Raw genomic sequence first — 18997 nt, 5'->3', positions numbered from 1 at the left:
CCCACCATGAGCCTTGACCTTTTCCTGGCCGATGCCTTCCAGCCCACCGAAGCCGAGCACGAGCGCCTGACGCTGTCCAACGACGCCGACCCGCGCGAGCACGACCTGAGCGGCATTCGCGTGGTGGAACTGCACTTCCCCAAGTTCGTCGACGGCCGGGCCTTCAGCCAAGCCTTTCTGCTGCGCCGCCGCCTGGGCTTCACCGGCCACATTCGCGCCACCGGCGAGGTGCTGATCGACCAGTTGCTGCAAATGCAACGCAGTGGCTTCACCCAGGCGGTGCTGGCCACGGGCCAAGACCTGGAACACGGCCGGCGCCTGCTGGCGCACTTCCCGGCCTTCTACCAAGGCGACGCGGTGCACGCCCAGCCCCACTTTGCCGAGGCCTGAAAGAGCACGCCATGAGCGCCATTGACCTTTACAACAAGCCTTCCGCCACTTTTGACGCCAAGGTGGCGCAAGCCCTGGCGCTGCTGCGCGCCCAGGCGGCCCAGCACCCCAAGCTCACCCAGGCCTCCAGCCTGGGCGCCGAAGACATGGTGGTCACCCACCTCATTTACCTGGCGGGCATTCAGAGCGACGTGTTCGTGCTCGACACCGGCAAGCTGCACCCTGAGACCCTGGCCCTGGTGCCCAAGATCGAGAAGCGCTACACGCGCTCGGTGCAGGTGTACCGCCCCCAGCAGGAAGCCGTGGTGCGCTTCGTGCGGCACAACGGCGAAGACGCCATGTACCGCAGCGTCGAGCTGCGCAAAGGCTGCTGCGACATCCGCAAGATGGAGCCGCTGGCCCGTGCGCTGGCTGGCCACGATGGCTGGATCACCGGCCTGCGCCGCGAGCAGTCCAACGCCCGCGCCGAGGTGGCCGAGGTGGTGCAAGAGCCCGGCCGCGTCAAGATCAGCCCGCTGGTGGACTGGACCTGGGGCGATGTGTGGCACTTCATCGCCCAGCACGCCCTTGACTACAACGAACTGCACGACCAGTTCTTCCCCAGCATCGGCTGCGCCCCCTGCACGCGCGCCATCAGCGTCGGCGAAGACTTTCGCGCCGGCCGCTGGTGGTGGGAACAGGAAAGCGCCAAGGAATGCGGGCTGCACGTGCAGCCCGCCGCCGAACCCCTCGTGTCGTCAATCGAACGGAACCCCGCATGAACGCCCGCACCGACAACGCCGTGATCCAGACCGCCCTTCAGCGCGCCGGTGACCACCACCTCAGCAACGCCCACCTCGACGCGCTGGAAGAAGAAACCATCTTCGTGCTGCGCGAAGTGGCCGGCGCCTTCGAGCGCCCCGCCCTGCTGTTCTCGGGCGGCAAAGATTCGCTGGTGATGCTCAAGTGCGCCGAGAAGGCCTTTGGCGCGGGCCGCCTGCCCTACCCGCTGCTGATGATCGACACCGGCCACAACTTCCCCGAAGTGACCGAGTTCCGCGACCGCCGGGCCAAGGAACTGGGTGCCGAGCTGATCGTGCGCAGCGTGGAAGACTCCATGCAGCGCGGCACCGTGCGCCTGGCCCACCCGGGCGAGAGCCGCAACGTGCACCAGTCGGTCACGCTGCTGGAGGCCATTGAAGAGTTCCGCTTTGACGCCCTCATCGGCGGCGCGCGGCGCGACGAAGAAAAGGCCCGCGCCAAAGAGCGCATCTTTTCGCACCGCGACAGCTTCGGCCAGTGGCAACCCAAGGCCCAGCGCCCCGAGCTGTGGACACTGTTCAACACCAAGCTGCACATGGGCGAGCACTTCCGCGTCTTCCCCATCAGCAACTGGACCGAGCTGGACGTGTGGCAATACATCGCCCGTGAAAACATCGAGTTGCCCTCTATCTACTACACGCACAAGCGTGAGGTGGTGGACCGCCGCGGCCTGCTGGTGCCGGTGACCGAACTCACCCCGCCGCGCGACGGCGAAACCGTGGAAGTGCGCGACGTGCGCTTCCGCACCGTGGGCGACATCACCTGCACCTGCCCCGTGGAAAGCACGGCGGCCAGCCCCGAAGACATCGTGATCGAGACCCTGGCGGCCGAGGTCAGTGAACGTGGCGCCACCCGCATGGACGACAAGACCAGCGACGCCTCGATGGAAAAACGCAAGAAAGACGGGTACTTCTGATGAACGCCACCACCACCCCCGCCGTGGACACCTCGGCTGCCCTGCGCCTGATCACCTGCGGCAGCGTCGATGACGGCAAAAGCACCCTGATCGGCCGCCTGCTGGTGGACAGCAAGGCCGTGCTGCAAGACCACCTGGCCGGCGTGCAGCGCCAGGGCCAGACCGACCTGGCCCTGCTCACCGACGGCCTGCAGGCCGAACGCGAGCAAGGCATCACCATTGACGTGGCCTACCGCTACTTCAGCACCGAAGAGCGCAAGTTCATCATCGGCGACGCCCCGGGCCACGAGCAGTACACCCGCAACATGGTCACCGCCGCGTCCAGCGCCGACGCCGCCGTGGTGCTGGTGGACGCCACCAAGCTGCCGTGGCAAGACGCCGGCCTGGCGCTGCTGCCGCAAACGCGCCGCCACAGCCTGCTGCTCAAGCTGCTGCGCGTGCCCTCGGTGATCTTCGCCGTCAACAAGCTCGACGCCGTGGAAGACAGCACCTTGGCCTTCCAGCACATTGGTGATGCGCTGGCCGCCTTTGCCGAGCAAGCCGGCATTCCCGTGACCGCCACCGTACCGGTGTCAGCCCTCAAGGGCTGGAACGTGGTGGACGCCGCCGACACCGACGGCTGGTGCGGCTACCAAGGGCCCACGCTGCTGCAGATTCTGGAGCGCCTGCCCGTCACCAAGGCAGATGCGCACCTGCCCCTGGCCTTCCCGGTTCAGTGGGTGGAAAAGTTCAGTAGCTCGGCCGACACCTCGCAAGGCCGTCGCATCTTCTGGGGCCGCGTGGCCTCCGGCGAAGTGAAGCCTGGTGACCAGGTGCGCATCGCGCCCAACGGCCAGACCGCCACCGTGGCCCAGGTGCTGAACCACGTGCGCCAGCCCCAAGCGGTGAGCGCTGGCCACAGCGCCGGCATCGTGCTCGACCGCGAGGTGGACGTGTCGCGAGGCGACTGGCTGCTGGCCGCCGAGGCGGGGCTGGAAGCCCAGCGCGAAGTTCAGGCCACCGTGGCCTGGCTGGACGACGAGGCCCTGGTGCCGGGTCGGGTCTACTGGACCTTGCATGGCCACCGCTGGATCAAGGCCAAGGTCAAGCGCATCGTGCACAAGCTCGACATTCACACCCTGGCCGAAGAAGACGCCAGCGCGCTGGAGCCCAACGCCATTGGCCACATCGAACTGGCCCTGCAGGAACCTGTGGCGGCGCTGCCCTTCGATCGCGCCCGGGCCCTGGGCTCGATGGTGCTGGTGGACACGGCCAGCCACCGCACCGCCGGCGCCGTGCTGGTTCGCTGAGCGCCAAGCGTCCAACCGGGCTGCCCGCAGGGGCATGCCCGGTTTTTTCATCACCGAAAACTTTAAAATCCCGGGTTTCCCCCGACCACCCGCACCACCATGACCCACGTTGTCACCGAAGCCTGCATCCGCTGCAAATACACCGACTGCGTCGATGTCTGCCCCGTGGACTGCTTCCGCGAAGGCCCCAACTTCCTGACCATCGACCCCGACGAGTGCATCGATTGCGCGGTCTGCATCCCCGAGTGCCCGGTCAGCGCCATCTACGCCGAGGAAGACGTGCCCAAAGACCAGGTGCACATGATCAAGATCAACGCCGAGCTGGCACAGCTGCCCAGCTGGAAGAGCATCACCAAGCGCAAAGAGCCGCTGCCCGACGCCGAAGACTGGAAAGACAAGACGGGCAAGCTCGACCAGCTCATCCGCTGACGCCATGGCCACCCTCCCCATCGAAACCGATGCCCTGGTGATCGGCGCGGGGCCGGTGGGGCTGTGGCAAGTCTTTCAGCTCGGCCTACAAGACATCCGCTGCCACGTCGTCGACGCCCTGCCTCACACCGGCGGGCAGCCGTCCGAGCTGTATCCCGACAAGCCCATCTACGACATCCCGGGTATCCCGGTCTGCAGTGGGCAAGAACTCATTGAGCGACTGCAGCAGCAGGTCCGCCCCTTCGCGCCCGCGTTCCATGCCGGGCACACCATTGACACCGTGCAGCGCCAGCCCGATGGTCGGCTGCTCGTGGGCTCGCGCCAAGGTCAGTCCTGGCTGACCCGCTGCCTGTTCGTCGCTGCTGGTGTGGGGGCCTTCACCCCCCGCCCGCTCAACCTGGAAGGCGTGGCCGCCTTTGAAGGCCGTCAACTGCACTATCACCGCCCCGCAGACGCGACGCTGGCGGGTCGTGACGTGGTGGTTCACGGAGGCGAAGACGAGGCCTTGCGCACAGCCCTCGATCTGGTGGCCTCCGGCCTGTCCCGCCGCGTGACCCTGGTTCACCGCCGCGACGTGTTTCAGGCCGATGAGGCACTTGTGCTTGCCGTGCGTGAGCGCGTGGCCACCGGGCAGTTGCACCTGGTGATCGGCCAGCCAGTGGGCTTCGAGCAAACCGAAGACCACCTGACTGCCCTGAACCTGGCCATGCCTGACGGCCAGACACAGTCCCTTCCCGTTGACCAGTTGCTCGTGTTTCTGGGCATATCCCCCCGCCTCGGCCCCCTTAGCCAATGGGGCCTGGCCATGGAGCGCAAACAACTGGTGGTGAGCACCGACACCTTCCAGACCAACGAGCCCGGTATCTACGCCGTGGGTGACATCAACACCTACCCCGGCAAAAAGAAGCTCATCCTCTGCGGCTTCCACGAGGCCACCCTGGCCGCCTTTGCTGCTGCCGCCCAACTGCGGCCCGATGAGCGCCAGATGCTGCAGTACACCACCACCAGCCCACGGCTGCACCAACTCTTGGGCGTAAGCCCGAATTGACCCATGGGCGTGGGGGCGCTGGCCCCTGCTCTACAATCCGCCCGCGCTTGAAAAAGCGCATCCGCTAGGGGTGTTGCGGCCGACAGGCCGCGACTGAGAAAGTCCCTTCGAACCTGATTGAGGTAATCCTCGCGCAGGGAAGCAGAAACGGCGCGTTCACCGTGCACTGGCACGGCGTCGAACGCCACCGCTCGAGCCCACCTGCCATTCCGTCCCAACGACACATGGCACCCATTCGTCCCACCACCTTCGCCGTCGCCACCCTGTTGGCCACCCTGGCCCACGCCCAGACCGCACCCACGCTGCCGGCGGTCACCATCACCACCAGCGGCGCTGCCCCGGTGGCCGATGTCACCGGCTTCGACGCCCCTCTGCGTGACACCCCGGCCAGCGTCACCGTGATCGACAGCGCACGCATCGCCGAGGCAGGCGCTCGCACCTTGAGCGACCTCTACCGCTTCGACTCGTCGGTGAGCGACGCCTACAACGCCGCCGGCTACTACGACTACGCCAGCGTGCGCGGCTTCGTGATCGACAACACCTACAACTACCGCCGCGAGGGCCTGCCCATCAGCGGCGAAACCAGCCTGCCGCTGGACCACCTGGAACGCGTCGAACTGCTCAAGGGCACCAGCGGCATCCAGGCCGGCACCAGCGCGCCCGGCGGTCTGTTCAACCTGGTCGTCAAGCGCCCCACCGCCACGCCACAACGCGTGTTCCGCACCGAGGTCAACAGCAACGGCAATGCCCTGGCCCATGTGGACATCAGCGGTCGTGTGGCCGAAGGCGACATGGGCTGGCGCCTGAATGTGCTGGGCGAGCGCCTGAATGGCGAAGCACCTGGCACCGAAGGCAAGCGCGGACTGCTGGCCTTGGCCATGGACGCGCGCCTCTCACGAGACAGCCTGCTCGAGGGTGAGTTCGAGCTGTCGCGCCGCGCCCAGCGCAGCGTGCCCGGCCTGAGCTTGCTTGGCCCCAACTTGCCGCCGGCCGACCCCAAGCTCAACATCAACCACCAGCCCTGGAGCCAGCCCGTGGACTTCCGCAACTTCAGCGGCAGCCTGCGTTTCACCCAGGCCATCAACAGCCAGTGGAACTGGCAGGCACAGGTGGGCACGCAGGTGCTCAAGACCGACGACTTCCTGGCATACCCGTTTGGCTGCGAAGCCGAAGGTACCTACCAACGCTATTGCAGCAACGGCGATTTCGATCTCTACGACTTCCGCAGCCTCAACGAATGGCGGCGCACCACCAGTGCGCAGTGGCGCATCAACGGTGAACTTCAGGCGGGCGGGGTCCAGCACAAGGTGTCCGCCGGCGTGCTGCTCAGCCGATTCGCCCTGCGTGGCCAAGACCAAGCCGACAACAACTATCCACCGATGACGGGCAACCTATACACCCTGCCGGCGGTGGCGCCGTTCCCGGTGTTCAGCGATCCGTTTACCAATCGCACCGAGCGAACCACAGAGTTCTTTGCGACCGACGTGATCCGCTGGAACGAGGCACTTCACACCTGGCTGGGCTTGCGCCACACCCGCCTTGAGCGGCAAACGATCCGCACCAGCGGCGACCCGCGCGCCACTGACTACTCGCAGAGCTTCACCACGCCCTGGATGGCAGCCACCTGGCGCCTGGCCCCTACCCTAACTGCATACGCAAGCTGGGGCCAAGGCGTAGAGTCCGAGGTCGCACCCGGCCGCTCCCGTTACACCAACCAGGGCGAACCACTGCCGGCCCTCAAAAGCCGCCAATGGGAACTCGGTCTCAAGTCAGAGACAGATCGCGCGCAATGGAACGTCAACTACTTTCACATCACCCGGCCCGTGGCAGGCGACCTAGGCACCTGCGGCGGCGCAGGCACCTGCACGCGGCTCATCGACGGTGACGCGCAACACCATGGCATGGAACTGGGTGGTGGACGACGCATCGGCGCCTGGGCCTACGACGCCAGCCTCACGTGGCTAGGCGCCGAACGGCGAGGCTCAATCGTCAACTCCGCCATCAATGGCCTGCGCCCCACCAACGTGCCGCGCTGGATCCTGCGCGCCAACCTCAGCCACCGCCTGGCCAGCCTGCCAGGTGTGACCCTGGGCGCCCATCTGTCCCACGAAGGCACACGCGCCGTGCTGCCCGACCAAAGCCTCGTGCTGCCGTCGTGGACCCGCGTGGACGCCTCGGTGCGCTACGACACGCGCCTGGGCGGTCAGCCCACCACCTGGACCCTGGCCATCGACAACCTGTTCGACCGCCGCTACTTCCAGGAAGCGCCCTATCAGTACGAGCACATCTACCTGTTCCCCGGCGCCGGCCGAACGCTTCGCGTCGCGCTCGACACCCGCTTCTGAGCCGATGCTGGCCAACCCCGGGAATTTGACGCTATAATTTGAGTCTGTTCCCTGATAGCTCAGTCGGTAGAGCGACGGACTGTTAATCCGCAGGTCCCTGGTTCGAGTCCAGGTCGGGGAGCCAAAAATTTGAAACGCCTTGGAGAAATCCAAGGCGTTTTTGTTTGGGGCCACCGCACCAGCCCCAACGCTTCGGCCCATTCCTGACTTCAGGAACCGTCCATGACCGCAACCACCTTATCCCGGCTTGTTTTCGGCATCAGCTTCACGGCCTTGACGGTGGCATCGCTCACGCCAGTCGATCAGCTTCCCCCGCAAGTGATGAACGTGTGGGACAAGGCCCAGCACGCCCTGGGTTTTGGCTGGCTGACCCTCTGGGGCCTGCTCGGTTTTCCAGACCACCAGAGGCGTGTCGCCATTGGCGTGTTGCTCTGGGGCGGTGTGATCGAGCTACTGCAGATCGCCACCGGCTGGCGCTACGGAGAATGGCTTGACTGGATCGCCGACGGCTTGGGCATTCTGCTGGTCTACCTTCCCTTCCGGCTCTGGCGGCGCGCAAAATAAGCGCATGTCGCAATCCCCCCCGACCCGACCGCTCACCTGGCTGGAACCTGGTGAACCCTTCCCTCCGGTCGAGACGGCTTGGGGCCCGCAAGACCCAGCACCCGGGCTGCTGGCAGCCGGTGGTGTACTGGACGTGCCCACCCTGGTCAACGCGTACTCCCGAGGCATATTTCCCTGGTACAGCGCAGGCCAGCCCATTCTCTGGTGGAGCACCGACCCACGCATGGTGCTGGAGCCCCAATCTTTCAAGCTTCACCACTCCTTGCGAAAATCGCTCAAGAAGCTCTTGCGCGAAGGTCGCCTGGACATTCGCTTCGACCACGACTTTGACCGCGTCATTCGCGCCTGCGCCCAAACTCCCAGACGCGGCCAGGACGGCACATGGATCCTGCCAGCCATGGTGCAAGCCTACACAAAGCTTCACCAGGCAGGCATTGCGCACAGCGTCGAAACATGGATCGACGGCGAACTGGTCGGTGGCCTTTACGCCGTGAACCTTGGTGCCATGGTCTTCGGTGAATCGATGTTTGCCCGCCGTACCGATGCATCAAAGATGGCGCTCGCGGCGCTGGTGGCGTTTTGCCGGCACAACGGCCTGCCTCTCATCGACTGCCAGCAAGAAACCAGCCACTTGGCATCCATGGGTGGCCACCCCATTCCCCGTGCCGAGTTTCAAGAGCACGTGCGCAGGGCCACTCGGCACGCCGCACCCTCGTGGCGGTTTGCGCCTCTATACTGGCGCACAGTCCTCGAAGACGGTGCCACCACGTGACACGCCTCAAAGAATTGCCACTGCACGCCTTGCAGTTCTACGCAACGGCGCCTTACCCCTGCAGCTATCTCCCTGAGCGAATGGCCCGCTCGCAGGTCGCCACGCCAAGCCACCTCATTCACAACGACGCCTACTCCGACCTGGTGACGCTGGGCTTTCGCCGCAGCGGCATGTTCACCTACCGCCCCTATTGCGACGGCTGTCAAGCCTGCATCCCACTGCGCATCCCCGTCGACCTGTTTCGCCCCAACCGAAGCCAGCGCCGAAGCGCGAATCAACACCAACACTTGGGCACCCGCGTGCTCAAGCTGGGTTTCGTGCCCGCCCACTACCACCTCTACCTGCGCTACCAAAGCGCGCGGCATCCTGGCGGTGGCATGGATCAAGACAGCATCGACCAATACACGCAGTTCTTGCTTCAAAGCCGCGTCAACTCGCGGCTTGTCGAGTTCTTCGAGCCCGGCATTGACGGCAAGCCTGAGGTGCTCAAGATGGTGTCCGTCATTGACGTACTGAACGACGGACTGTCCGCCGTCTACACGTTCTACGAGCCAGAGGAGCACAGCAGCTATGGCACCTACGGCGTGCTGTGGCAGATTGAGCAGGCACGGCGCCTGGAACTCCCGTACGTCTACCTGGGCTACTGGATTCCCCAAAGCCCCAAGATGGCCTACAAGGCGCGCTTCCTCCCCCACGAACTGCGAGTCAACGACGACTGGGTGCTGCAGAACTGAGAGCAAGCCCTGTCGCACTTGGCGACCACCGGAATTGATTTTCATCTTGTAAAATCACCACCGGACCATGAGCAAACGAAACGACACTCTCCCCAGCGCGCCGACCGTTCAGGTGATCGAGCGCATGTTCAACCTGCTGGAAGTGCTGGCCGCTCGTGAAGAGCCGGTGTCGCTGAAGGAGATCAGTGAGAAGACTGGACTTCACCCATCCACCGCACACCGCATCCTCAACGACCTCACCATCGGGCGCTTTGTGGATCGGCCGGAGGCCGGCAGCTACCGGCTGGGCATGCGCCTGCTGGAGCTGGGCAACCTGGTCAAGGCAAGGCTGAACGTGCGAGACGCCGCCCTGGTGCCCATGCGCGAACTGCACAAGCTGATCCAGCAACCCGTGAACCTGAGCGTTCGCCAGGGCGATGAAATCGTGTATGTCGAGCGCGCCTACAGTGAGCGCTCAGGCATGCAAGTGGTTCGCGCCATTGGCGGGCGCGCGCCCCTTCACCTCACGTCGGTTGGCAAACTGTTCTTGGCCAATGACGAACCCCAGAAGGTGCGCGCCTACGCCACCCGCACCGGTCTGGCCGGCAACACCCGAAACAGCCTCACCCAACTCCCTGCCCTCGAGCGTGAACTGGCGCAATGCCGAATGGCCGGCATGGCCAGGGACAACGAGGAGCTGGAGATGGGCGTTCGCTGCATGGCCGCAGGCATTTACGACGACCAAAACAAGTTGGTGGCCGGTTTGTCAATTTCGGCCCCCGCAGATCGCATCGACGAAGGCTGGGCACCCAAATTGCGCGCCACCGCCGCCGAGATTTCAGCGGCGCTTGGTTGCCCCAATCCCCCCGGCGCTGGCCGCTGACCACAACAAAAAAACGGCCCCTCAAGGGCCGTTTTTTATGGGAATCCGCCAGGCCTTAGCCCTGAGGGCGGTGAGAAGCCGTGACGCGATCGGAGTGCAGTTCTACCCAACGGCGCACCCGCTCGGCATCCTGAATACGCCCCAGCTTGCCCGTCGCATCCAAGAACACCATGATGAGCTGGCGACCTGCAATCTTGGCCTGCATCACCAGGCAGCGGCCCGCTTCCGAGATGTAACCCGTCTTCTGCAAGCCGATGTCCCAATCCGGGCTCTTCACCAAGCGATTGGAGTTGTTGTACTGCAAGGTGCGGCGGCCCAGATCAACCTCGTAGCCCGGTGACGTGGAGAGGTCGCGCAAGATCGGACGTTGATAAGCAGCGCTCACCAGCAACGCCAGGTCGCGGGCACTCGAACGGTTGTCGCTCGACAGACCCGTCGGTTCAACATAACGGGTATCCCGCATGCCGAGTTCGGTTGCCTTGCGATTCATCAGTCGCACAAATTCGTTCAGACCACCCGGGTAGGTGCGGCCGAGCGCGTGCGCGGCGCGGTTTTCACTGGACATCAGAGCCAAGTGCATCAGCTCTCCGCGCGTGAGCGTCGTGCCCACCATCAGGCGCGAACGACTGCCCTTGAGGGTGTCAACGTCGTCCTGGGTGATCGTGATCATCTCGTTCATGTCGAGGTGGGCATCCGCCACCACGAGACCGGTCATCAACTTGGTCAGCGAGGCCACAGGCAGAACCGCGGAGTCGTTCTTGCTGAGCAGCACTTCATTGGTCTGCTGGTCGACCACCAGTGCAACGCTGGAATTCAGGTCAAGCGGATCGTCTGCCTTGTGAAGCCCGAGCTGAGCGCCGACAGAACCGTGGTCGATCACAGGGGTCGCCACTCTCACCACAGAATCCGACACTCGGCGTTTGGCACTCACGGTGGTGAGCTCGGTGGCCTTCTTGCGCGCCACTGCGGTGGTCTTGCGAGGCGACACCCTAGCCGCTTGACGTTGGGCCTTCTTAGTGGGAGTTGCCTTTTGGGCGCTGCGTTGCGCCACCGCCTTCTTGGCCACTGCCTTCTTGGACGTGGAGCGATGCTTCTCGGTGGCGGCTGCGGCGTCGACAGGTGCCATCGAAAGCACCACACCGGCCGCCAGAATGGCTCCCCACAAGACACGAGACCAGCGGGTAACGCTCACGACCATGACTGCACTCCAGCAAATTTCACAACGCACCTAATAGGAGCGCAGTATAGGCCTTTGAAAAAAATCCATCAATATCAAAAACTTGCAGTCATGTCTTCAGTGTTCGATGGAACAAATGCTACTTTCTGCATCTGTTTTCACACCTCGACATCAGAATGACTGCAAGTGATTGATAAATAAGGCTTTTATCCCTGAGCCAGCACCCTGTCCGCCTTGCTGGCCAGTTTGTTCAGCGCACTGAGGTAAGCCTTGGCCGATGCCACGACGATGTCCGGGTCGGCGCCAACGCCGTTCACCACCCGACCACCGTGTTGCAATCGCACCGTCACTTCACCCTGGCTTTCGGTTGACCCGCTGGTGATGGCATTCACCGAATACAGCACCATTTCGGCGCCGCTCTGCACTTTCTTCTCGATGGCTTTCAGCGAGGCGTCCACCGGACCGTTGCCATCCGATTCGCTCTGCACCTCCTTACCATCCACCGTGAAGACGACGTTGGCATGGGGACGCTCACCCGTCTCGCTGCGCTGCGACAAGGACACCAGGCCGTACTGCTCTTTCTCCGCCGTGACGCTCTCGTCGCTCACCAGGGCCAAGATATCCTCATCGAAGATCTCAGCCTTGCGGTCGGCCAGTTCCTTGAACTTGGCGAAAGCGGTGTTGATTTCGCTCTCAGACTCCATCTCGATGCCCAGCTCTTGCAAGCGCTGCTTGAAGGCGTTGCGGCCGCTGAGCTTGCCCAGCACGATCTTGTTGGCGCTCCAGCCCACGTCTTCGGCTCGCATGATCTCGTAGGTGTCGCGCGCCTTGAGCACACCGTCCTGGTGGATGCCTGAGGCGTGGGCAAAGGCGTTGGCCCCCACCACGGCCTTGTTGGGCTGCACCACGAAACCGGTGGTCTGACTCACCATTCGGCTGGCCGGCACGATCTGGGTGGTATCGATGCCCACCGTCAGGCCGAAATAATCGCGACGGGTCTTCACCGCCATCACGATCTCTTCGAGCGAACAATTGCCCGCGCGCTCGCCCAGACCATTGATCGTGCATTCCACTTGGCGCGCGCCACCGATCTTCACCCCGGCCAGAGAGTTGGCCACGGCCATGCCCAGGTCGTTGTGGCAATGCACCGACCAAACCGCCTTGTCTGAGTTCGGAATGCGTTCACGCAAAGTTTTGATGAAGTTGCCATAGAGCTCGGGCACCGCGTAGCCCACGGTGTCGGGCACGTTGATGGTGGTGGCGCCTTCGGCAATCACGGCTTCAAGCACGCGGCAAAGGAAATCCACGTCGCTGCGGTAACCATCTTCGGGGCTGAATTCGATGTCGGCGCACAGATTGCGCGCAAACCTGACCGACTGCTTCGCCTGCTCCAGCACCTGGTCCGGCGTCATGCGCAACTTCTTCTCCATGTGCAGCGCACTGGTGGCAATGAAGGTGTGGATGCGCGCCCGATTAGCGCCCTTGAGGGCTTCTGCGGCTCGACCGATGTCGCGATCATTGGCGCGGGCCAGCGAGCAAATGGTGGAATCCTTGATGGCATTGGCAATGGCCTGCACGCATTCGAAATCGCCGTTGGAGCTGGCGGCGAAACCGGCCTCGATCACGTCCACCTTCAGGCGCTCCAGTTGGCGGGCAATGCGCAGCTTTTCGTCCTTGGTCATGGACGCGCCGGGCGATTGTTCGCCGTCGCGCAAGGTGGTGTCGAAAATGATCAGTTGGTCGCTCATCGAGATGCTCCGGTTCGGCGCTATGGCCAGGACTCAAAACCCACAGTTCCAAAACAAACGGCCCGCTGCGGGTGCATACGGGCCGTTGGTGTTGATTGCGCGTGCGCTACCGATTCTGCCCGTGACAGACATCCAGTAGTAGCAGTGCAACAGCTTGGAACATGCTGGTCAATGTATCACAAAGACACGGCGCGCCTGATAGAGATCTTCCATTAGGGCAATGCGCCTTCCACCTTCAATCGTGAAGGCCTCGCTCGTCAGGCTCGTCGGTGGACGTGCTGATGACGCTCACCGGCTTGCCCTTGGCCTTGCGCCAGATATAGACCGCATAGCCAGACAGCCCGTACAGCACAAACAGCCCGAACAACACGGTGGGTGGATCGATATTGATCACGGCAATTCCCAGTGCAACCAGGACGATGGACGCAAAGGGCACGCTCTTCTTCAGGCTGAGGTCCTTGAAGCTGTAGAACGGCACATTGGTCACCATGGTCAGACCTGCGTAGAGGGTCAGCGCGAACATGGCCCAAGTCAGACTGGTCGGGTCAACCTTGGCTTCGGTCATCAACCAAATAAAACCGGCCACCAGCGCAGCGGCCGCTGGAGAGGGCAAGCCCTGGAAGTAACGCTTGTCCACCACGGCAGTGTTGACGTTGAAACGCGCCAACCTCAAGGCTGCGCACGCGCAGTACACGAAGGCGGCGATCCATCCCCAGCGCCCCAGGTCTCGGAGGGCCCATTCGTAGGCGATCAGCGCCGGCGCCGCACCAAAGGACACCATGTCGGACAGCGAGTCCATCTGCTCGCCAAACGCGCTTTGGGTGTTCGTCAGGCGCGCAACGCGACCGTCGAGGCTGTCCAGCACCATGGCCACGAACACGCCCACGGTGGCCAGGTCGTAACGGTCGTTCATGGCCATCACCACCGCATAGAAACCGCCGAACAAAGCGGCCAGGGTGATCATGTTGGGCAACATGTAGATGCCCTTGGGCCGCTTGTGGGCCTCGGGAATCGCGGAATCGGAAAGGTCTTGACCGTCGTGCATGGCTATTAGGGCAAGCGTCCACAAGGACGCGGGTCGGACAGTGTACCGAAGCCCCTTGGGCGCAGGAAAAAAGAAAGGCCACCGAAGTGGCCTTTGTCTGAGCGGGCATGGACCCGCGTCAATCAGTTGCGGGTCTGGTCAACCAGCTTGTTCTTGGCGATCCACGGCATCATGGCGCGAAGCTGAGCACCCACCACTTCGATCTGGTGATCGGCGGTGTTGCGGCGGCGAGCCGTCATGCTGGGGTAGTTCAGGCGACCTTCTTGGATGAACATCTTGGCGTAGTCACCGTTCTGGATGCGCTTGAGCGCATTGCGCATGGCCTTGCGCGACTCTTCGTTGATGACCTCAGGGCCGGTCACGTACTCACCGAACTCGGCATTGTTCGAGATCGAGTAGTTCATGTTGGCGATGCCACCTTCGTAGATCAGGTCAACGATCAGCTTGAGTTCGTGCAGGCACTCGAAGTAGGCCATCTCGGGGGCATAGCCGGCTTCCACCAGGGTCTCGTAGCCCATCTTGATCAGCTCAACAGCGCCACCGCACAGCACGGCCTGCTCGCCGAACAGGTCGGTCTCGGTCTCTTCCTTGAAGTTGGTCTCGATGATGCCGGCCTTGCCACCACCGTTGGCCATGGCGTAGCTCAGCGCCAGGTCACGGGCCTTGCCGGACTTGTCCTGGTGCACGGCCACCAGGTGGGGCACGCCGCCACCCTGGGTGTAGGTGTTGCGCACGGTGTGGCCAGGCGCCTTGGGGGCCACCATCCACACGTCCAGGTCAGCGCGGGGCACCACCTGGTTGTAGTGCACGTTGAAGCCGTGAGCGAAGGCCAGCGAAGCGCCTTGCTTGATGTTGGGCTCGACGTTGTTCTTGTAAACCTCGGCTATCTGCTCGTCGGGCAACAGGATCATGACCACGTCAGCGGCCTTCACGGCATCGTTGACTTCCATCACGGTCAGGCCAGCCTTGCCGACCTTGTCCCAGGAGGCACCACCTTTGCGCAGACCGACCACGACCTTCACGCCGCTGTCGTTCAGGTTCTGGGCGTGAGCGTGGCCTTGGCTGCCATAGCCGATGATGGCCACGGTCTTGCCCTTGATCAGGCTCAGGTCACAGTCTTTGTCGTAGAAAACTTTCATGTCGTTGGCTCCGATAAATAAAAAATTGGATTTGGCCGTTCGCCCTGAGCCTGTCGAAGGGCTCTGGGAGTCCCTGTGATGCCGTGGCTGCACAGGGCTTCGACAAGCTCAGCCAGAACGGGCCGTATGGCTGAGCCCTGAGATGGCGGTCGTGTCAGACGCGCAAGATTCTCTCACCTCGGCCGATGCCGCTGGCGCCGGTGCGCACCGTCTCCAGAATGGCACCGCGATCGATGGCCTCCAGGAAGGCGTCGTTCTTGCCTTGGTCACCCGTGAGCTCGATGGTGTAGCTCTTCTCGGTCACATCGATGATGCGGCCGCGGAAGATGTCGGCCATGCGCTTCATTTCTTCGCGCTCCTTGCCCACGGCGCGCACCTTCACCATCATGAGCTCACGCTCGGTGTAGGCGCCTTCGGTGAGGTCCACCACCTTCACGACCTCAATCAGGCGGTTCAGGTGCTTGGTGATCTGCTCGATGATGTCATCCGACCCGGTGGTCTGGATGGTCATGCGCGAGAGGCTGGGGTCTTCGGTGGGCGCCACCGTCAGCGACTCAATGTTGTAGCCACGGGCAGAAAACAGGCCCACCACGCGGGACAGGGCACCCGGCTCGTTTTCGAGCAGCACGGCAATGATGTGTTTCATGTGCGATTCCTCTTTTCGCCGCCCTCCCCCGCGCACGGTAATGCGCGGGCTCGACGGACAATAGATTCGTCTAAGGGGCCAGGCCGGCGCTGCCAGCCTGGAGGGAAGGATCAGAGGTCTTCAGACCCCAGCAGCATTTCGGTGATGCCCTTGCCGGCCTGAACCATGGGGAACACGTTCTCCGTGGGGTCGGTTCGGAAGTCAAGGAACACGGTGCGGTCCTTGAGCTTGCGTGCCTCACGCAGCGCGGGCTCAACGTCTTGAGGACGCTCGATCAGCATGCCCACGTGACCATAGGCCTCGGCCAGTTTCACGAAGTTGGGCAGCGCGTCCATGTAGCTGTGGCTGTAGCGGCCGGAGTACTCGATCTCCTGCCACTGGCGCACCATGCCCAGGTAGCGGTTGTTGAGCGACAGGATCTTGATCGGGGTGTTGTACTGCAAGCAGGTGGACAGCTCTTGAATGCACATCTGCACCGAGCCTTCGCCCGTGACACAGAACACCTCGCTCTCGGGCTTGGCCAGCTTGATGCCCATGGCGTAGGGAATGCCCACGCCCATGGTGCCCAGACCGCCGGAGTTGATCCAACGGCGCGGCTCGTTGAAGCGGTAGTACTGGGCCGCCCACATCTGGTGCTGACCCACGTCGGAGGTGATGTAGGCGTCGGCGTCCTTGGTCATGTCCCACAGGGTCTCAATGACCTTCTGCGGTTTGATGACGTCTGTGTTGTCGCGGTCGTACTTCAGGCAGTCGCGGTCGCGCCAGGTCTCGATGGTCTTCCACCATTCGCCCAGGGCCTTCTCATCGGCTCTCGCCGTGCTTTCGCGCACCATGTGGATGAGTTCGGTCAGCACGTCTTTCACGTCGCCGACGATGGGCACGTCCACCTTCACCCGCTTGGAGATGCTCGACGGGTCGATGTCGATGTGGATGATCTTGCGGTCCACCGACGCGAAGTGCTTGGGGTTGCCGATCACGCGGTCATCGAAACGGGCGCCCACCGCCAACAGAACGTCGCAGTTCTGCATGGCGTTGTTGGCCTCGATCGTGCCGTGCATGCCCAGCATGCCCAGGAAGCGGCGATCGGTGGCGGGGAAGGCGCCCAGCCCCATCAGCGTGTTCGTGACGGGGTAGTTCAGCAGGTCGACCAAGGTGCGCAGCTCACCCGTGGCGTTGCCCAGCAGCACACCACCACCGGTGTAAATGTAGGGACGCTTGGCGTTCAGCAACAGCTGCAGGGCCTTGCGAATCTGTCCGCCGTGGCCCTTGCGCACCGGGTTGTACGAGCGCATCTCGATGGACTCGGGGTATCCGTGGTAGGCCGTCTTGTTGAAAGACACGTCCTTCGGAATGTCCACCACCACCGGGCCCGGACGACCGCTGCGCGCAATGTGGAAGGCCTTCTTCATCACGGTGGCCATGTCGCGCACGTCCTTCACCAGGAAGTTGTGCTTGACGATGGGGCGCGTGATGCCAACGGTGTCGCACTCCTGGAAGGCGTCCAGGCCGATGGCGGCCGTGGGCACCTGGCCACTGATGACCACCATGGGAATGCTGTCCATGTAGGCGGTGGCGATACCGGTGACGGCGTTGGTCAGACCAGGACCGGAGGTGACCAGTGCCACGCCCACCTCGCCGGTGGCGCGTGCGTACCCGTCGGCCGCGTGCACGGCCGCCTGCTCGTGACGCACCAGCACGTGCTGAATGGTGTCTTGCTTGTAGAAAGCGTCGTAGATGTGCAGAACAGCGCCACCGGGGTAGCCCCAGATGTACTTCACGCCCTCGGCCTGAAGGGCCTTGACGAGGATTTCTGCTCCGCGGAGTTCTTGGCCGGCAGCCTGTGCAGCAGCGGCGGAGGCCATTTCGGCCTTGGTGACTTCCATGATCAACCTTTCGAGAATTTCTCTGACGAAAAACCTTGGGTGCCCCTTGGCCCACCCTTGTGAGGCGACGTCGGGACTTAAGACCAGTGGCCATGAGCGGACACATACCCCGCCGAACCCTGATCCGTTTGCCTTGTGATGAATTGCAAGCGGGCATTATCGCACTGCAACAAGGCTTGCCAAGCACCCGGCGCCGCACCGACCCCTGCCTAAGCGATGAAAAAAGCAGGAATGCGACAATGCGCGCGCATTTTTTGCGTAACTCCATGACACAGGCTCCCGCCCCATCCCCCCTCGCGCCCGACCTCACGGCGCCGTCCCTCAAGCGTCGCATGGCCTGCTGGCTCTACGAAGGCATGCTGCTCTTCGGCGTGGTCTTCATCGCCGGCTATCTCTTCTCCACGCTCACCCAGACGCGCCATGCTCTGGACAACCGCCATGCCCAACAGGCCTTCTTGTTCGTGGTGTTCGGCATCTACTTCACTTGGTTCTGGGCCAAGGGGCAGACGCTGGCCATGAAGACGTGGCACATCCGCGTGGTTGACGCCCAAGGTCGCCCGCTCACCCAGGCGCGGGCATTGGCCCGCTATGTGCTCTCATGGCTCTGGTTGCTGCCACCGCTGGGATTGACCTACGCCTTGGGCCTGAGCGGGCGTGACCTGGCGGTGCTCTTCCCCGGTTGGGTGATCTTCTACGCCCTGCTCTCGCGACTGCACAAACAACGCCAATTCCTGCACGACGCGCTCGCGGGTACACGTCTGGTGCAGCAACTGCCACCTGTCCGACCCAAAAAATAAATCGATGAGCCCCATGCCCCAAGAAAAACAAGAGTCGCCCCTGGCTCAAAAGCAGCGCAGAGGCCTTTCCCGGGTCTGGCATGCCTTTGGCTATTCGATGGCGGGTCTGCGTGCGGGCTGGGGCGAAACCGCCTTCCGCCAGGAAGCTACTCTCGCCCTGCTCATGCTGCCACTGGCCTTCTGGGTCGGCCGGACGTGGATTGAGGTGGCGGCCCTGGCGGGCAGCGTGGTGCTGGTGATGGTGGTGGAGCTGCTGAACACCGGCATCGAGACCGCGGTGGACCGCATCGGCCCCGAATGGCACGCCCTCTCCAAGCGCGCCAAGGACATGGGAAGTGCAGCCGTGCTGCTCAGCCTGCTGCTGTGCGCCGGCATCTGGGGCGCCGCCTTGTGGCACCACTTTCACGCCTGA

The 18997-nt window shown here is 63.3% G+C and carries 19 protein-coding genes, 1 tRNA gene and 1 riboswitch; of the genes, 14 read left to right on the top strand and 6 right to left on the bottom strand.

The window, feature by feature from the left end; all coding sequences use genetic code 11:
* Positions 1-6 precede the first annotated feature (6 nt).
* From ACE3RQ_RS10870 to ACE3RQ_RS10815, 12 genes are all read left to right on the top strand, one after another.
* Positions 7-390, top strand: a complete 384-nt coding sequence (locus ACE3RQ_RS10870; protein ID WP_374521999.1) for a DUF934 domain-containing protein — start codon at positions 7-9, stop codon at positions 388-390.
* Between the two features lie 11 nt (positions 391-401).
* Positions 402-1151, top strand: a complete 750-nt coding sequence (locus ACE3RQ_RS10865; RefSeq protein ID WP_374521998.1) for a phosphoadenylyl-sulfate reductase — start codon at positions 402-404, stop codon at positions 1149-1151.
* Entirely contained in the window at positions 1148-2107 is a 960-nt protein-coding gene (gene cysD, locus ACE3RQ_RS10860) for a sulfate adenylyltransferase subunit CysD (protein WP_374521997.1), read from the top strand. The genes ACE3RQ_RS10865 and cysD overlap by 4 nt, the downstream gene beginning before the upstream one ends.
* Positions 2107-3396, top strand: coding sequence for a sulfate adenylyltransferase subunit 1 (locus ACE3RQ_RS10855; RefSeq protein ID WP_374521996.1), 1290 nt, complete (start codon positions 2107-2109; stop codon positions 3394-3396). The genes cysD and ACE3RQ_RS10855 overlap by 1 nt, the downstream gene beginning before the upstream one ends.
* Positions 3397-3495: 99 nt before the next feature.
* The gene (gene fdxA, locus ACE3RQ_RS10850) at positions 3496-3825 is read left to right on the top strand and encodes a ferredoxin FdxA (protein ID WP_374521995.1); all 330 of its coding nucleotides are present in this window, start codon (positions 3496-3498) and stop codon (positions 3823-3825) included.
* 4 nt (positions 3826-3829) lie between these two features.
* A complete protein-coding gene (locus ACE3RQ_RS10845; protein ID WP_374521994.1) occupies positions 3830-4873 on the top strand; it encodes an NAD(P)/FAD-dependent oxidoreductase in 1044 nt (347 codons plus the stop codon).
* 56 nt (positions 4874-4929) lie between these two features.
* Positions 4930-5030, top strand: a riboswitch (TPP riboswitch).
* Between the two features lie 67 nt (positions 5031-5097).
* On the top strand, positions 5098-7218 hold the full coding sequence (locus ACE3RQ_RS10840; protein WP_374521993.1) for a TonB-dependent siderophore receptor: 2121 nt from the start codon (positions 5098-5100) through the stop codon (positions 7216-7218).
* A 48-nt stretch (positions 7219-7266) separates the two neighbouring features.
* Positions 7267-7342 (top strand) — tRNA-Asn (locus ACE3RQ_RS10835).
* 98 nt (positions 7343-7440) lie between these two features.
* Entirely contained in the window at positions 7441-7782 is a 342-nt protein-coding gene (locus ACE3RQ_RS10830; RefSeq protein ID WP_374521992.1) for a VanZ family protein, read from the top strand.
* A 4-nt stretch (positions 7783-7786) separates the two neighbouring features.
* On the top strand, positions 7787-8554 hold the full coding sequence (gene aat / locus ACE3RQ_RS10825) for a leucyl/phenylalanyl-tRNA--protein transferase (RefSeq protein ID WP_374521991.1): 768 nt from the start codon (positions 7787-7789) through the stop codon (positions 8552-8554).
* Positions 8551-9288, top strand: a complete 738-nt coding sequence (locus ACE3RQ_RS10820) for an arginyltransferase (protein WP_374521990.1) — start codon at positions 8551-8553, stop codon at positions 9286-9288. Before aat ends, ACE3RQ_RS10820 begins: the two co-directional genes overlap by 4 nt.
* Positions 9289-9355: 67 nt before the next feature.
* On the top strand, positions 9356-10150 hold the full coding sequence (locus ACE3RQ_RS10815) for an IclR family transcriptional regulator (protein WP_374521989.1): 795 nt from the start codon (positions 9356-9358) through the stop codon (positions 10148-10150).
* A 55-nt stretch (positions 10151-10205) separates the two neighbouring features.
* Here the strand turns inward: ACE3RQ_RS10815 and ACE3RQ_RS10810 are convergent, their stop codons facing one another.
* The 6 genes from ACE3RQ_RS10810 to ACE3RQ_RS10785 all read right to left on the bottom strand — a co-directional run bounded on the left by ACE3RQ_RS10810 (position 10206) and on the right by ACE3RQ_RS10785 (position 17788).
* Positions 10206-11276 carry a serine hydrolase gene (locus ACE3RQ_RS10810; RefSeq protein ID WP_374522076.1) on the bottom strand — a complete coding sequence of 357 codons (1071 nt, stop codon included), beginning with the start codon at positions 11274-11276 and terminating at the stop codon, positions 10206-10208.
* Positions 11277-11533: 257 nt separating this feature from the next.
* Positions 11534-13075 (bottom strand): 2-isopropylmalate synthase, encoded by a 1542-nt coding sequence (locus ACE3RQ_RS10805; protein ID WP_374521988.1) that lies wholly within the window; start codon positions 13073-13075, stop codon positions 11534-11536.
* A gap of 235 nt (positions 13076-13310) precedes the next feature.
* Positions 13311-14120: a CDP-diacylglycerol--serine O-phosphatidyltransferase gene (gene pssA, locus ACE3RQ_RS10800; protein WP_374521987.1), complete on the bottom strand. Its 810-nt coding sequence runs from the start codon at positions 14118-14120 to the stop codon at positions 13311-13313.
* A gap of 122 nt (positions 14121-14242) precedes the next feature.
* Complete coding sequence (ilvC, locus tag ACE3RQ_RS10795) at positions 14243-15259, bottom strand: ketol-acid reductoisomerase (RefSeq protein WP_374521986.1); 1017 nt, start codon at positions 15257-15259, stop codon at positions 14243-14245.
* Between the two features lie 154 nt (positions 15260-15413).
* A complete protein-coding gene (ilvN, locus tag ACE3RQ_RS10790; protein WP_374521985.1) occupies positions 15414-15905 on the bottom strand; it encodes an acetolactate synthase small subunit in 492 nt (163 codons plus the stop codon).
* Positions 15906-16015: 110 nt separating this feature from the next.
* Positions 16016-17788, bottom strand: a complete 1773-nt coding sequence (locus ACE3RQ_RS10785) for an acetolactate synthase 3 catalytic subunit (protein WP_374521984.1) — start codon at positions 17786-17788, stop codon at positions 16016-16018.
* A gap of 266 nt (positions 17789-18054) precedes the next feature.
* Between ACE3RQ_RS10785 and ACE3RQ_RS10780 the strand changes: the two genes are divergently transcribed.
* Together ACE3RQ_RS10780 and ACE3RQ_RS10775 are read left to right on the top strand one after the other, a co-directional pair.
* The gene (locus ACE3RQ_RS10780) at positions 18055-18585 is read left to right on the top strand and encodes an RDD family protein (protein ID WP_374521982.1); all 531 of its coding nucleotides are present in this window, start codon (positions 18055-18057) and stop codon (positions 18583-18585) included.
* A gap of 4 nt (positions 18586-18589) precedes the next feature.
* Positions 18590-18997, top strand: coding sequence for a diacylglycerol kinase (locus ACE3RQ_RS10775; RefSeq protein ID WP_374521981.1), 408 nt, complete (start codon positions 18590-18592; stop codon positions 18995-18997).

The sequence above is a fragment of the Hydrogenophaga sp. genome (genome assembly GCF_041913525.1).
Lineage (GTDB): Bacteria > Pseudomonadota > Gammaproteobacteria > Burkholderiales > Burkholderiaceae_C > Hydrogenophaga.
Note: the sequence above shows the minus strand (reverse complement) of the source record. Positions and strands in the feature narration are given on the sequence as shown.